Annotated in this window: 12 protein-coding genes; 9 read left to right on the top strand and 3 right to left on the bottom strand. The window is 70.2% G+C overall.

The window, feature by feature from the left end; translation table 11 throughout:
* The first annotated feature begins 94 nt into the window (after positions 1–94).
* Both EIZ45_RS30060 and EIZ45_RS30055 read left to right on the top strand, forming a co-directional pair.
* Positions 95–1,504, top strand: a complete 1,410-nt coding sequence (locus EIZ45_RS30060) for a DNA-3-methyladenine glycosylase 2 family protein (RefSeq protein ID WP_134667023.1) — start codon at positions 95–97, stop codon at positions 1,502–1,504.
* A gap of 13 nt (positions 1,505–1,517) precedes the next feature.
* A complete protein-coding gene (locus EIZ45_RS30055; protein ID WP_134667025.1) occupies positions 1,518–2,021 on the top strand; it encodes a methylated-DNA--[protein]-cysteine S-methyltransferase in 504 nt (167 codons plus the stop codon).
* A 388-nt stretch (positions 2,022–2,409) separates the two neighbouring features.
* On the opposite strand, the gene EIZ45_RS30050 is transcribed toward EIZ45_RS30055, so the two are convergent.
* Positions 2,410–5,373: an AAA family ATPase gene (locus tag EIZ45_RS30050; RefSeq protein ID WP_134667027.1), complete on the bottom strand. Its 2,964-nt coding sequence runs from the start codon at positions 5,371–5,373 to the stop codon at positions 2,410–2,412.
* Complete coding sequence (locus EIZ45_RS30045) at positions 5,370–6,524, bottom strand: exonuclease SbcCD subunit D (protein WP_167756594.1); 1,155 nt, start codon at positions 6,522–6,524, stop codon at positions 5,370–5,372. The genes EIZ45_RS30050 and EIZ45_RS30045 overlap by 4 nt, the downstream gene beginning before the upstream one ends.
* Before the next feature lie 229 nt (positions 6,525–6,753).
* Here EIZ45_RS30045 and rmuC point away from each other — a divergent pair, with 229 nt between their 5' ends.
* A complete protein-coding gene (gene rmuC / locus EIZ45_RS30040; protein WP_037816668.1) occupies positions 6,754–7,668 on the top strand; it encodes a DNA recombination protein RmuC in 915 nt (304 codons plus the stop codon).
* Between the two features lie 1,116 nt (positions 7,669–8,784).
* Positions 8,785–9,684, top strand: a complete 900-nt coding sequence (locus EIZ45_RS30035) for a DUF6542 domain-containing protein (protein WP_167756593.1) — start codon at positions 8,785–8,787, stop codon at positions 9,682–9,684.
* A gap of 417 nt (positions 9,685–10,101) precedes the next feature.
* Here the strand turns inward: EIZ45_RS30035 and EIZ45_RS30030 are convergent, their stop codons facing one another.
* Positions 10,102–11,112, bottom strand: a complete 1,011-nt coding sequence (locus tag EIZ45_RS30030) for a 4-hydroxy-3-methylbut-2-enyl diphosphate reductase (RefSeq protein ID WP_043828136.1) — start codon at positions 11,110–11,112, stop codon at positions 10,102–10,104.
* A 150-nt stretch (positions 11,113–11,262) separates the two neighbouring features.
* Here EIZ45_RS30030 and EIZ45_RS30025 point away from each other — a divergent pair, with 150 nt between their 5' ends.
* The 5 genes from EIZ45_RS30025 (at position 11,263) to glpX (ending at position 14,978) form a co-directional block, all read left to right on the top strand.
* Positions 11,263–11,898 carry a lipid droplet-associated protein gene (locus tag EIZ45_RS30025; RefSeq protein ID WP_037816679.1) on the top strand — a complete coding sequence of 212 codons (636 nt, stop codon included), beginning with the start codon at positions 11,263–11,265 and terminating at the stop codon, positions 11,896–11,898.
* Entirely contained in the window at positions 11,895–13,160 is a 1,266-nt protein-coding gene (gene xseA, locus EIZ45_RS30020) for an exodeoxyribonuclease VII large subunit (protein ID WP_134667033.1), read from the top strand. Before EIZ45_RS30025 ends, xseA begins: the two co-directional genes overlap by 4 nt.
* Positions 13,160–13,615 (top strand): hypothetical protein, encoded by a 456-nt coding sequence (locus tag EIZ45_RS30015; protein ID WP_037816682.1) that lies wholly within the window; start codon positions 13,160–13,162, stop codon positions 13,613–13,615. Before xseA ends, EIZ45_RS30015 begins: the two co-directional genes overlap by 1 nt.
* Positions 13,612–13,836: an exodeoxyribonuclease VII small subunit gene (locus EIZ45_RS30010; protein ID WP_037367840.1), complete on the top strand. Its 225-nt coding sequence runs from the start codon at positions 13,612–13,614 to the stop codon at positions 13,834–13,836. Before EIZ45_RS30015 ends, EIZ45_RS30010 begins: the two co-directional genes overlap by 4 nt.
* An 89-nt stretch (positions 13,837–13,925) precedes the next feature.
* Complete coding sequence (gene glpX / locus EIZ45_RS30005; RefSeq protein ID WP_037816866.1) at positions 13,926–14,978, top strand: class II fructose-bisphosphatase; 1,053 nt, start codon at positions 13,926–13,928, stop codon at positions 14,976–14,978.
* Positions 14,979–14,989 lie beyond the last annotated feature (11 nt).

The following is a 14,989-nucleotide window of genomic DNA, read 5'->3' as shown; positions in this document are numbered from 1 at the left end:
AGTCTACGTGCTGCGCGCGGACCGTCGCCGACCCGGTAACGTCGTGTCGGTTTTCCGCCAGTCAGGGCTCTCACCTGCTGGCATCATCGACCGCATGGCTACCTCGACCATTCCGATCTGGCGCGACACCGAGCGCTGCTACCGCGCGGTGACCGCCCGCGACCAGCGGTTCGACGGCCAGTTCATCATGGCGGTGCGCACCACGGGCATCTACTGCCGCCCGTCCTGCCCGGCGCTCACGCCGAAGGCGCAGAACGTCCGCTTTTACCCGACTTCGGCCGCCGCACAAGCCGGTGGTTTCCGCGCTTGCCGCCGCTGCCTGCCGGACGCGGTCCCCGGTTCGCCGGACTGGAACGTCCGCGCCGACCTGGCCGCCCGCGCGATGCGGCTGATCTCGGACGGCCTGGTCGAGCGCGAAGGCGTGCCCGGCTTGGCCCGTCAACTCGGCTACTCGGAACGCCAGCTCGGACGGGTGCTGACCGCCGAACTGGGCGCGGGCCCGATTCGCCTCGCCCGAGCCCATCGAGCCCACTCGGCGCGCTTGCTGATCGAGATGTCACAGCTGCCGCTCACCGACGTCGCGTTCGCGGCCGGGTTCTCCAGCATCCGGCAGTTCAACGAAACAATCCGCGAGGTGTTCGCGACGACGCCGTCGCAGCTGCGCGCGGCTTCGCTCCGCCGCGGAAACCGCAACGAACCCAACGGCGCGACGCGGCTCAGCCTTCGCCTGCCGTTCCGCGCCCCGTTCGACGCCGCGGGCGTGCTGGGCTACCACGCCTCGCGGGCGTTGCCAGGCATCGAAGCCGTCTCCGAGGACGGCTACGGCCGTACTTTGCGCCTGCCGCACGGCCCGGCGTCAGCGTGGGTCAGCCCGCGCGCTGGCTATGTGCAGTGCGACCTAGCGCTCTCGGACCTGCGCGACCTGAGCAGCGCCGTCAGCCGCGTACGACGCCTGCTGGACCTGGACGCCGACCCGGAAGCCGTCTCGCGCGTGCTCTCCGCCGACGAGGCCTTGGCCCCGCTGGTCGCCGCCACGCCAGGCATCCGCGTGCCAGGCGCCGTCGACGGACCGGAAGTCCTGCTCCGCACCCTGCTCGGCGAAGACGTGACCGGCGTTGTCGCCCTCGGCGAGCCCGTCCCGCCCGCCGACCCGCCCATGGACACCCTGACGACCCTTTTCCCGACCCCGTCCGCCATCGCCGAAGCCGACGTGAAACCGCTGGTCAAGAAGGTCGCCGCGGCAATCGTCGCCGGTGAACTGGACCTGCACGTAGGCCGGGACGCCGACGAACTCCGCGCCGAAATGCTCGCGACCGGCGTCGATCCCGCCACCGCCGACTACGTCGTGATGCGCCTGCTCGGCGCCCCCGACGTCCTGTTGACCGCCGACCCAGCCGTCCGCCGCGGCGCGGCCGAGCTGGGCATCGACCTGGCGACGTCCGCACGCGGCTGGCAGCCGTGGAGCTCGTACGCCAGCCGGTATCTCAGTTCCGTGACCGTTTAAGGAGACTTTCCTCGTGCCCACCGCCTTCTGGTCCACTTTGGACACCCGCATCGGCCCGTTCACCGCAGTAGTGACCGGCGACGGCGCCGTACTGGCCTCCGGCTGGACCGCCGACGTCGCCGAGTTGACGCCCCTCATCTCGCCGTCCCTGACCCCGGCGACCCTGACCGAACGCCGCGACCTTGGCCCGGTGACGACCGCAATCCGCCGCTACCACGGCGGCGACCTCGACGCCGTCGCCGACATCGAGGTACGCCAACGCTCCGGCCCGTTCCGCGAGCACGCGTGGGAGATGCTGCGCAAGGTCCCAGCAGGCAGCCCAGTGAGCTACGCGGAGTACGCCGCCCTATCCGGCAACCCCTCCGCGGTCCGCGCCGCAGCAACCGCCTGCGCCCGCAACGCGGCGGCCCTGTTCGTACCTTGCCACCGCGTCGTGCGGACCGGCGGAGCGATCGGCAACTTCCGCTGGGGCGTGCCGGCTAAGCGGTGGCTGTTGCACCACGAAGAGGCCGCCTGACGGCCCGCGCGGGTTGGCTCGGTCGGGTCGAGTTCGCTGAGCCGCGTTCGCTGGTCGGCTGAGCCCAGTTCGCCGGGCCGAGTTCGGTGGCCAGCTGAGCCGGGTTGGCTGGGTCGGCCGCTCGGCTGGGTTCGCTGCTCAGCCGGACTGGATTGGCGCGGTTGGATCGAGCTCGCCGGTCAACTGCGCGGGTGTGCGCCGGGCCAGGCCCGCTGGTCGGCCGGGCCAGGTTCGCCCGGCCGCGTTCGCCGGTCGACCGGGCCGCCCTCGCTCGTCGGCTGGGCTGGAGTGGCTCGGTCGGACCGAGTTCGCCGATCAGCTGCGCCGGGTTCGCCGGGCCAGGTTGGCTGAGGCGGCGAGCGTGGTCAAGGCACCGAGCCTGCTCTCGTCAAGCCATCTGCAACTCCACTCTCGACCCGGCGCGGGACTTCCGCACCCGCAGCCGCGTGGGAATGCGCTGGCGGAGTTCCTCGACGTGCGACACCAGGCCCACCACGCGGCCGCCGGTGCGGAGTTCGTCGAGGATGTTCATCACCACGTCCAGGGTTTCGGCGTCCAGGGTGCCGAAACCCTCGTCCACGAAGAGAGTGTCGAGCAGCGCACCGCCGGTTTCGCCTGCCACCACATCGGCCAACCCCAGCGCGAGCGACAACGACGCGAGGAACGACTCGCCGCCCGACAGGGTTTTCGCTGGGCGCACGGCGCCGGAGTAGTCGTCCAGCACATCCAGGCCGAGGCCGCCCCTCGTGCCGCGCGCGCCGGCCGCGTCCGAGTGCACGAACGAGTAGCGCCCCTGGCTCATAGTCCGCAACCGCGCGGTCGCCGCGAGCGCGACCTCTTCCAGCCGAGCCGCCAGGACATACGAGCGCAGCGACATTTTCCGCGCGTTCTGCCCTCGTCCATTGACCACTTCGGACAGTGCCCGGAGTTCGGCGTATTCCTCCTCCAACGGCTCCAGCTCCGACAGCGCCTTGCTCAACCGTCCGGCCAGCTTCACCAGCTCGCGACGCTGCGCCGAAACCGCTTGCTGCGCGGCAAAAGCGGTATCCGCCCGAGCCCGCGTCTCCTTCGCCCGCTCCGCCAGTGGCGCAACTTCTACGGCGTCGTCCGGCGAGATCCCGAACAGCTCCGGCTGCGCGAGCATCTCCCGCGCACCGGCGGCAGTCGCTTCCGCCTCGGCGAGACCCTGTTCGAGCTTCGTGATCTGCTCGTCGGTCCGGACGGCGGCGCGCATTTCCTCCAAGGTCGAGAACCCCTTGGCATGCAACGAGATCTCCACCAGGTCCCGCTGCTCCGCGAGCCGGGCCTCCGCTCCCGACACCGCGGTATGAGCCTCCGCCGCCAAGTCGAGCGCGCCGGCGAACGTGAGCAGGTGCTGCCGCCGGGCGGGAACGTCCGGGAACTCTCCCCGGCCCGCGACCAGCCGCTGCTCGCGTTCAGCCATCCGTTCGTCCAACGCCCGGATCTCGCCGTTCGCCTCGGTGACCGTCTGCTCGGCGAGGCGCCGCTGTTCGGCCAGTTGCTCGGCACCGCGCTCGAGTTCAGCGACCTTCGCGTTCAGCCGATCCTTGCGCTGTGCCTTTCCGGAGAGTTCCGCGACGACCGTCCTGGCTTCGGTCAGCGCGGTCGCGATCTCCTCCGCAGTGCGTCCGTCCAGCCGTTCGCGCAGGAAGACGACTCGTGCCTTGGCCTCTTCCAACGCGGACACCACTCGCTGGCGCAACGCCGACGCCTTCTGCTCGGCTTCTTCCGCGGCACGTTCTTCGGCCGCGTCCACCAATGGCGCGTCGTGGTTGGCCAGCGCCGGATGTTCAGCCGACCCGCACACCGGGCACGCCGTTCCCTCAGCCAAGCCAGCAGCCAGCTCTGCTGCCATGCCGTCGAGACGGCGTTCGCGGAGATCCAGTCGACGTTGCCGAGCCGCCTGATGCTCGTCGACCACTTCGCGCAGTTTCGCTTCGCCGCGCTCGACTCTGGCTTCAGCTGGCGGTAACTCCTCTGCCGCGCGAGTGAGTACCGTCAGCTCTTCGACGCGGGATTTCGCGCCGTCCAGCTTCGCCGCCGCTTCCCCGGCTACCGTCGCTTCAGTGCGCGCAGCAGCGATCCGACCGGGCAGCTCGGCCAACCGCTCCGCAAGCCTTGCAACTTGCTCGGCGGCTTTCTCCGCGGCTTTCTGCCGCTCCGCACGACGTTGCTCGTCGCTCTTCTGCTGGTTGGCTTCCGCCGCCAACTCAGCGAGAGCGCCCGCCTCCTCGCGAACGGAGCCCGCGCGCTCACGCAAGTCCGCGACGGCGAGCCCGACCGCATCGAACCCGAGGTCGGCGAGATCTCGGATCCGATCGGCCACCAGTACCTGTGCGTCGCCGAGCTCGGCCGTGCGCCGGTCCATCAGCTCGGCCTCGGGAACCACCGCGGCAGCGCGCCGGGCCGCTGCGATTTCTTCCGTCCACTCAGCACGTTCGGTCGCCTGCTCGGCGATCTGAGTCAGCCGGGTGTGTGCGGTGCGCACCCGGCGGATCTTTTCCGCGTCCTCTTCGGCCTCGCGCAGCGCGACCTCAGCGGACTTCGCTGCCGAACGTGCTTGCGCTGCCTCGGTTTCCGCCGCCTCGGCCCGGGCGGCGATCTCGGTCAGCACCGCCTCGACCCACTCCGGCTGCTTTTCCTCCGGCGGCTCCTGCTGCGCTTCCTGGGCGTAACGGGCGAGCAGCTCGCGGACCTCCTGCTGCCGCTTTTCCAGCGCACGGCCGCGTTCCGCGCGAAGATCCGCGAACCAGCGTTCGACGTCGGAGAACCGCTCGGTGCCGAAAAGCCGCTCCAGCAGCTTCTCGCGCTCCGTGGTGTCACTGCGGAGGAACTTCGCGAATTCTCCTTGCGGCAGCAGCACAACCTGGAAGAACTGCGGTGCAGTCATGCCCAGCAGCCGCTCGACGGTGCGCGCCACCTCGTCGATGCGGATGCTCCCGTCCGGCGGCAGCCCGGCGGGCGGTTCGCCGACCCAGGTCAGCGAAACCCGGGCCTGCTGCGTGGTGAATCCGTCGCCGCGTTTCTTCGGCCGCTGGTACTCCGGGCTGCGCACGATCCGCAACCGCTGACCCTGCACGGTCAGCTCCAGCACGACCTCGGTCTGCCGATCCGGTTCGGCGAGATCGCATCGCAACCGCTTGACGTCGCCGCGCGCGCCCGGCACCACGCCGAACAACGCGAACGCGATCGCGTCGAGCAGCGTGGTTTTGCCCGCTCCGGTGTCGCCGTGGAGAAGGAAGAGACCGTCAGCGCCAAGGGCGTCGAAGTCCACCACCTCCCGCCCCGAGTAGGGGCCGAAAGCTTCCACCTCCAGCAGATGCAGTCTCACAGCTTCTCCACCGCCGCCCGGTTCGCTGCTTCGAGCGCCAGGTGCACGAGCCGCTCCTCGCGTTCGGTCGGCGGAGCACCCCGGCAATCGTCGAGGAAGCTGCGCGCGATCTCGATGTCGCTGCGCCCGCGCACCGCCTCGGCGTACTTCAGTTCGGTGCCGGCGACCCCGCCGTCGGGCCGCCAATCCATGTGCACTGCATACGGAAAACGGTCCTGCAGCAACCGCATCGCATCGATCGGGCGCACTCGGTCAGTGACCGTGATCGAGAGGAAATGCTCGCGCCATTGCTCGTGTTCCGGGTCCTCGAGCAACGCGGCGAGCTCGCCGGAGAGCGTCGCGAGCGGGCGCGGCACTGGCAGCTCATGCCTGCGGACCTCGGCCAGGCCGGTGGCGTCGAGATCCACGAACCACACTGATTTCCGTTGCCGCGCTTCGGAAAACGAGTACGCCAGCGGACTTCCGGAGTACCGGAGGTGTTCCGCGAGCGTCTGCGGTCCGTGCAGGTGCCCTAGCGCGACGTAGTCCACGCCGTCGAACACCGAGCCGGGGACTTGCTCGACTCCGCCCACCGCGATGGTGCGTTCCGATTCGCTGGCCTCGCCGCCGGTGACGAAAGCGTGCGCCAGCACTACGGACCGAGTCTTCGGACGACTGGCCAGGTCGTCCCGCACACGCCGCATCGCCTCGCCGAGCACGCCGGTGTGGCCGCGCGCCTCCGGCACGCCCAAGGCGTGTCGCGACGGCTCGGGTTCGAGATACGGGATGCCGTAGAACGCGACCGCGCCGTGTTCGTCGTGCAGCACAACGGGTTCGGCGATGCCTTCGACGGTCGCGCGGACGTGCAGCCCGCCCGCCGCCGCGAATTCGGCGAACGCGCCCAGCCGCGCGGCCGAATCGTGGTTGCCAGGCGTGACCACGAGTTCCGCGCCCGCCCGGCGGATCCGGGTCATCGCGGCCGTGGCGACGCGGACAGCTTCGGCGGACGGCACCGCTCGGTCGTAGATGTCACCGGCCACCACCACGACGTCGACCGACTCGCGGTCGACGAGTTCGGCGATGTGCGTGAGGGCGGCCTCCTGTTCGGTAAGCAGATCGGCGCCGTGGAACGTGCGGCCGACGTGCCAATCAGAGGTATGGAGGACTCTCACGGCGACCACGTTAGGAGCAGACCCCGACGAAATCGGGGAGGCACGCCGGTACCCCACTCGAACGTGTGTACGAATCCGATCAGGTCCGTCGCGGACACGCCCAGCCTCGAATCTGGAAAGTCGCAGGTCAGCTACGCAGCGCGACCGCGGGTGCCGGTTTTTGTCGGTGGGGTCCGCCATGATGTCTCGCGTCCGGACACCCGCCGGACCCGACGGAGAGGAGGACCGGGTGGAGACGGTGATCACCACCGCGGCCGTCGTGCTCGCGCTGCTCCTGTGCGTCGCGGTAGTCGCGCTGTGGCGGCTGTACAACGACGGAATGCGCCGCGCCGACGCGGCCGCGCGGCTCGTGGCGGCGGAGCGTGCGAAAGGCGACCAGCAGCAGCTCGCACTGCGCCGGTACGAGGTGGCGTTCGCGTCGATCCACGGCCGCGGCGAACTCGGCGAACAGGTGCTCGTGGAAACCGCGCGCGCACTCGGACTGCGGGAGGGACTGCACTTCACCCTGCAGACCGATTTGGGCGGCGGCGGAAGCGCGAAGCCCGACCTGGTGCTGAATGTCGGCGGCGGCCGGGCGGTACCGGTCGACGCGAAAGCGAGCATGGCCATCTGGGCGGAGGCAGTCGAGACCGACGACCCGGAAGAACGACTCGACGCGCTGCGCGTCCACGTCCGGCAGCTGCGCTCCCGCGCGGCGGAGCTGGCGGGCAAGGGCTACCAGCGCTGGGCGGACGCGATTTACGGCACCATCATGTTCGTCCCATCCGACGCGGCCGTCGTCGCCGCGCTCGACACCGATCCCGAACTGCTGCGCTGGCTGATCGACCGCCGCGTCTTCCTGTGCGGCCCCACGGGATTCGGGGTGCTCGCGTCGGCAGCGCTGTTCGCCGCCAGCGACCGAGCGCTCGTCGAGGACGTCGAGCAAGTGCGCGCGGGCGCCGCCGCCGCACACCGAGCCGCGGGCAATGCGGTGGAGGCGCTGAATCTGTCCTCCACGCATCTGCAGCGCTTCGTCTCGGCCCGCCGCCGGGAACTCGAGGCACTGGAGTCGTTCCGCGCGACCGTCGCGCCGCTCACCGACGCGTCAGGCAGTCCGGCACCGGTGCCGCAGCTTCGGAAGGGAGACGAGGTGGCAGCTGGTTGAGGTCACGGCGCGATGGCCGCGGGCTCGACAGTCGCGATCGGATGATCGAGGGTGTGCTCCTACGGGGCGGGCTCCGCAACGGGGCTTCCTGACGTCAGATGACGGCCGTGGGCTGATGCTCTCGCACGTGGAGCGTGGTTAACGTTGGGCAGGGCGAGGTTGCGGTTGCCTGGTCTGGCGCGACGATCTGCGCGGGCTTGGCAGGCGCGACCGTGGCGACACGGTTCGGCGGCATGCGTCCGGGACACGGATCCGGTGGCACGTCCCGACGAGCCGAGCCCATGCAGCGCGATCTGGCGGCATGGCCGCTGGCGGCGCGATCTGGCCGAGTAAGCCACGGCAGTGCACTTTGGCGGGCGTGGGTCAGGTGGCGCGATCCGGCAGAGCGTGCCTCGGCGGGCGATTTGGCTCGGCATCGTCCAGCGGGAGTGCGCCTCGTCGAGGGAGCAACTGCGCGGCCTGGCGTGGTGCGGCTCGGCCCCTGGCGCTCTTCGCACGAGGAGCGTGGTCTCGCTCGGGCGGTGGCGCGGCAGGCGTCCGAGGAGTGCCCAGCGACGTCCCGGTGAGCGGTAGGCCGGAGGTCACGCGTCGGAGGCCAACACGGTGACGCGGCCCAAGCGGTCATCGTCCGCAGCGCCGACGGTCGGCGGCTTGCAGCTGAGTGCGGCGAGCGGGTACCAAGGTCCGGATTGCCCGGAACGAACGGCGAAGTCCAGGTTGGACACTGCCGCCGGGGCGAGCGAAAGGGCATGGTTCCGACGTCGCGCGGGCAGGATCCGGACGCTCAGGCGGCTCACGGAAACGTCAATTCCCGGTCAAGTTCCAGAACGGCGAATGTTCCGGAACAGGACCGGTGGCGCCGCCGTCGCGGTCGTCGGCTGGTGGCATAGCCTGGGGTCAGCGCAGGGCCGGGAAACGGGCAGCCGGACCATACCGTCGGTATCACCGCTGGTCAGAGGTCTGGTCCACTGGTTCCTCGTTCGGCGGAGCGGTGCGGGAAGGCCGTACCGCGGGTACCGCTCGACCGTACGAAATGTCATGCGGTCGAGTGGCTGCTTCGTGCTGTCCTCGGCAGTGCCAACAAGATCGTGACAAGTACGGGCTACGGTGTGCCTCGTGACCGCGATACGCGATCGCCAGAGCGATCCCGATGCCGATGACGCCCCCGTGCCGTGGGACGAGCGTCTCGTCGTCGGCACGAGGCGCGGCCTGCCCTGGTGGGCGGCTGTGCTCGTGGGCTTCGGCTTGGCAGTGCTCGGCGCCATCATCGACGAGAAGTCCACCGGCAGCCTCGGTTTTGTTTTCAAGGCGGGCTACTTCCTCGGGGCCGTGATCGCGGTCGGCGCGGTGCAAAGACGCGGACTGTTCGGTCCGATGGTGCAGCCGCCGCTGGTGCTCGCCGTCACCGTGCCGGGTGTGGTGCTGCTGACCGGCGGGGGTCCGGAAGCCAGCGACACCCTGTCGAAGCTGCTCAACATCGGGACGCCGCTGATCAAGGGCTTCCCGACGATGGCGGTCACCACCGGTGTCACGCTGCTGTTCGGCTTCTTCCGCATCTACCGCGAACGCGACCCGGACGCACCGGTCAAGATCAAGGACGGCAAGGTCCCTCGCAACCGGGACGAGGACGACGACAAAGCCGCCAGCCGTCCGCGCTCGCGGCCGCCTGCCGGTCGCGCTGGGCAGTCCGGTCAGACGCCGCCTCCGGGCAACCGTCGCCGTCCGCCGCGGGATCTCGACGCTCCCCCGCCGCGACGGCCGCGTCCGCCTGGCGAGCCGGGTGCCCGTCCGCGGCGCGAGCCGATGGACCCGAACGCTCCGCGCGGTAGTCGCAAGCCGCCGCCGGAAGGGCGTCGGCCGCGGCCGCCGGAGGGGGATCCGCGCCGTCGTGATCCGCGGGGTGACGCTCCGCCGCCGCGTCGTCGGCCGCGCGGGGACGAGCCGCCGCCCGGGCGTCCGCGTCCGCCGCGCAGGGAACCGCCGCGCCGTCAACGTCCTTGGGAAGACGAGGGCTGACCGAGCGCGCAGGCCACCCAGGAACCGGGCGACCCGACGATGGCTGACCGAGCATGCAAGCACGCCGGAGCTGGACCACCCGACGAGAGCTAACCGGGCGCGCAAGGCACATCGAAATCAGACCACTCGACAAACCTGACCGAGCCGGGGCTGGACCAACCGACGCGGGCCGACCGGGCGCGCAAGCCACGCAGGAACCGGGCCATCCGCCGAAGACTGGGCACCCAACTCACGTCGGAAGCTGGCAACACAAGGCAAACGGGAAAGGCCGCCGATCCCCACACTGGGATCGGCGGCCTTTTCATTGCAGCTAAAGGAATTCTCTCGCCCCGGGTCGTGACTCAGCACGAACTACAGTGGCGCGCCATACGCTCCGACTAGACCGCAACCGGCCCACCGCACCACCGAACGAAACCCTCAGGACTCCGACTTAACAGCCTTCCGAAGCTCCTTAGGCAACGCAAAAGCGATCTTCTCGTTCGCCGTAGTCACCTCGTCAACCTGCCCGTACCCGCGCTCGGCCAGCCACTTCAGCAGGTCCATCACCAGCACGTCCGGCACCGAGGCCCCGGACGTGACCCCGACCGTCGAGACGCCCTCGAGCCACGCCTCGTCGACCTCCGAAGCGAAGTCGATCAGGTGCGAGGCCGACGCGCCAGCCTTCAAAGCGACCTCGACCAGCCGCTTCGAGTTGGAGGAGTTCTTCGAGCCCACGACCAGCACCAGGTCGCATTCCGGGGCCATCGCCTTGACCGCGACCTGGCGGTTGGTGGTGGCGTAACAGATGTCGTCGCTGGGCGGGTCGGCCAAGGTCGGGAAGCGGTCGCGGAGCTGGTCGACGCGTTCCATTGTCTCGTCCACCGACAGGGTGGTCTGCGACAGCCAGATCACCTTCGACGGGTCGCGCACGTCAACCTTGTCGACGTCCTCAGGCTTGTCGACCAGCTGCACCTTGTCCGGTGCCTCGCCGGCCGTGCCTTCGACCTCCTCGTGGCCCTCGTGGCCGATGAGAAGAATGTCGTAGTCGTCCTTGGCGAAGCGGTTGACCTCTTTGTGCACCTTGGTGACCAGCGGGCAGGTCGCGTCGATGGTGCGCAGGTTCCGTTCCTCGGCCTCGGCGTGCACCGCGGGCGAGACGCCGTGCGCGGAGAACACCACGAGCGCGCCCTCGGGCACCTCGGACGTCTCGTCGACGAAAATCACGCCGCGTTCGCGCAGGGTTTCGACGACGTGCCGGTTGTGCACGATTTCCTTGCGCACGTACACCGGCGGCCCGTACAGCTCGAGCGCCTTCTCGACGGCGACGACCGCGCGGTCAACGCCGGCGCAGTACCCGCGCGGCTTCGCGAGCAGCACGCGTTTGGCGGCGCCGGACCGGGAGATCGTCGGGGTACCGGCGGGTTCGGTTCCGGGACTCGCAGAAGTCATGCCTCCAGGGTACGGGCAGTGCCGATCCGGGGTTGAGGTCCTCGTTCGGATGATGGCGGCGGCCATTCAGGCTGTGCCGGGCGTCACGTCCGGCGCCTCTGGCCACCCGTTCGGTTGGGCAGAACAGCCCTGATGCGGCACGCTGGACCCATGAAGCCACTCCCGCTCCCCCTCCGGGTCGCCGCGGGCCTCGCCGTCACCACCGCCGAGCGGGTTCGTGAGCTCCCGAAGCAGCTCACCGGCCTGCCGGTCACCGTCGTGAGCCAGGTGCTGCAGCTGTCCATGCGCGTCCAGCAGCAGGTCACCGAGCTGGCCATCAAGGGCGACGACGCGCTGTCGATGCTGCGTCCGGTCGAGGACACGCCCAGCTGGGCCACGTTCGACGAGGACGCCGAGCCCGAGTTCGCCCCGTCCCGGCCCACGCTCGTGCCGGTCGACGACCTGCCTGAGCCGCGCACCAACGGCCATCGCGCGCAGCCGCCGGATCTCGCCGCGGAAACCATCGACGATCCGTGGGTCGAGGAGACCCGCGCACTCGCCGAGGAGCACTCCGAGGGCGAGAACGACAGCTCCTCTGGCCCGGCCGGCCTGGGCAATTACGACGAGCTGACCCTGCCGCAGCTGCGCGCTCGGCTGCGCCGGTTGACCGTGCCTCAGCTGGAAGAGCTGCTGGAGTACGAGAAGTCCCACGCCGACCGGGCGTCGTTCGTCGGCATGCTCGCGCGGCGGATCGGCAACGCGCGCAAGGCCGAGGAACAGCCGGGCGACCCCGCGGAAGGCCAGTGAGCAACGACCCCGCCACCAGCGCGGAGAATCCGTGGCCGGTCCGCACTGTCGCGCGCAAGATCGGCGACTGGGTCCACCGGCTCGGCGACGTCTGGGTCGAAGGCCAGGTCACGCAGATGAACGCGCGGCCCGGCACGCAGACCGCGTTCCTGACCCTGCGCGACCCGTCCGCGGACGTCTCGATGTCCGTCACCTGCCCGATGTGGCTGGTGCGCGAACTGCCGACGCCGCTGCGCGAAGGCGACCGCGTGGTCATCCACGCCAAGCCGTCGTTCTTTTTCGGCCGCGGCACGCTGAGCCTGCGCGCGGACCAGATCCGCGCGGTCGGCATCGGCGAACTGCTCGCGCGGATCGAACGGCTGCGCAAGCTGCTGGCCGCCGAGGGCATGTTCGCCCGCGAACGGAAGCGGCCGATTCCCTTTCTGCCCAAGGGAATCGGGCTGATCACCGGACGCGCGTCGGCGGCTGAGCGGGACGTGCTGGCGAACGCGCAGGCACGCTGGCCGCACGTGTTGTTCAAGGTGCTGAACACCGCCGTGCAGGGTTCGCAGGCGGTGCCGCAGATCCTCCGTGCACTGTCCATATTGGACAAAGACCCGGACGTCGACGTGATCGTCATCGCCCGCGGCGGCGGCAGCGTCGAGGATCTGCTGCCGTTCTCCGACGAGGCGCTGTGCCGGGCGGTCGCGGCCGCGGGCACGCCGATCGTCAGCGCGATCGGGCACGAGCCGGACACTCCCCTGCTCGACTATGTCGCCGACCTGCGCTGTTCCACTCCGACCGACGCGAGCAAGCGCATCGTGCCGGACGTCCGCGAGGAAACCGCGCGGGTCCGGCAGATGCGCGACCGCGGCAGGCGCGCGCTACATGGCTGGGTCGACCGGGAGACGCGGCTGCTGACCCAGCTGCGCAGCCGTCCGTCGCTGGCCGATCCGCTGGGTCCGATCGAACGCCGCCTCAGCGACCTCGAGATGCACCGCGAACGCGGCAGGCGCGCGATGCTCAGCCTGCTCGCCAAGGACCAGGCGGAGGTCGCGAACGCGCGGGGCAAGCTGGCCGCGCTCGGGCCGGCGGCCACGATGGAGCGCGGGTACGCCGTCGTCCAGTTCACGGATTCCGCAGGCAACCTCCACGTGCTCCGTTCCGTCTCCCAGATCGAGGACGGAGCGCAGCTGCGCGTACGGGTCGCCGACGGGGCGGTCCACGCGGTGGCCGAGTCCGTCGAGCCGACGACACCCGCACCGGAAGGAGACCGGCCGTGATGCACCGGGCCCCGGCGTTCCTCCCGCTCACGGTGGACGCCGCCGCCCGGCTCGACGCCGGTCTCCTGCTGCGGCAGGCCCTGGTCACCGACCGGGCCGCCGACGAATGCTGGACCGCCCTGCTCGCCGGCTGCGGCACCGCGGCCCGGCGCGGGCTGGCCCCGCAGCTCAGGCGGCTGTCCGAGGCGACGTCCGAGCACGTCGGCGTCCGGTGGTGGTTCGCCGAAGGGACCGGCCATCGGCGACGCGTGGCGAGTGCGCAGGAGAACCTCGAGGACGCCATCGCGGACGGTGACGGGCAGGAGTTCGCGCTGGCCTTCGTCGGATACGACCACGCGATGGCCAGCGCGGTGGTCGCGGGCCCGCATCGGGCCGGACCCGGTTCCCCGGGAATGTCGGCCGAGCGCGGTAGTCTGCGCCGACAGCCCCGTGCACCACAAGGTCGGAGAACGTGAGCGAAGCAGACACCGCCGGACTCGGTTACGAGCAGGCCCGCGATCAGCTCGTCGAAGTGGTGAAGGAACTCGAGGCAGGCGGGCTTTCGCTGGAGCAGTCGCTCGAGCTGTGGGAGAAGGGCGAGCGGCTCGCCAAGGTGTGCGAACGGCATCTGGAAGGCGCCCGCGAGCGGATCGAGGCCGCGCTGGCCTCGGTGGAGACCGACGACGACACAGAGTGACGTGCACCATGCGTTGCTGAATCGGTCAGGTGGTCTAGGGATCTGACAGACTGGGCACCCGCTGACGAACCGTGTTCCGGGAGGCCACCATGACCACCGCCAGTGACCGCAGCCGACGCGAAGCGCCTGATCGCAACCTCGCCATGGAACTGGTGCGGGTGACCGAGGCAGCCGCGATGGCCGCCGGCCGCTGGGTCGGCCGAGGCGACAAGATCGGCGGCGACGGTGCTGCCGTCGACGCGATGCGCCAGCTCGTCTCCACCGTCTCGATGCGCGGCGTCGTCGTCATCGGCGAGGGCGAGAAGGACGAAGCGCCGATGCTGTTCAACGGCGAAGAGGTCGGCAACGGCGACGGCCCGGACTGCGACGTCGCGGTCGACCCGGTCGACGGCACCACCCTCATGGCGAAGGGCATGCCGAACGCGCTGGCCGTGCTCGCCGTCGCCGAGCGCGGTGCGATGTTCGACCCGTCCGCGGTGTTCTACATGGAGAAGCTGGCCGTCGGCCCGGACGCGGCGGGCAAGGTGGACATTTCCGCCCCGGTCGCGGAGAACATCCGGCGCGTGGCGAAGGCGAAGAACTCCAGCGTCAGCGACGTGACGGTCTGCATCCTCGACCGGCCGCGGCACGAACAGCTGGTCAAAGAGGTCCGCGAGGCGGGTGCCCGGATCCGGTTCATCTCGGACGGCGACGTCGCGGGCGCCATCGCCGCGGCCCGGCCGACCACCGGCGTCGACATGCTGCTCGGCATCGGCGGCACGCCCGAGGGCATCATCGCCGCGTGCGCGATGAAGTGCCTCGGCGGCGAACTGCAGGGCCGGCTGTGGCCGAAGGACGACGCGGAACGCGAGAAGGCACTCGCCGCCGGCCACGACCTTGACCGGATCCTGCTCAACGACGACCTGGTCACCGGCGACAACGTGTTCTTCTGCGCGACCGGCGTCACCGACGGCGACCTGCTGCGCGGCGTCCACTACCGGGCGGGCGGCGCGACGACGCAGTCGATCGTCATGCGGTCCAAGTCCGGGACGGTCAGAATGATCGACGGCTACCACCGCCTCGAGAAGCTGCGGGCGTACTCGTCCGTCAACTTCGACGGCAACCTCGAACTCGACGAGGGCGCGGTGCCTCCGCTTCCCTGATCTGCCAAGGA

It is taken from the genome of Amycolatopsis sp. CFH S0740 (assembly GCF_004522315.1).
In the GTDB taxonomy this organism is placed as follows: Bacteria; Actinomycetota; Actinomycetes; order Mycobacteriales; family Pseudonocardiaceae; genus Amycolatopsis; species Amycolatopsis nivea.
The sequence above is the reverse complement of the archived record's forward strand: the minus strand, read 5'-3'. Positions and strand labels throughout refer to the sequence as shown.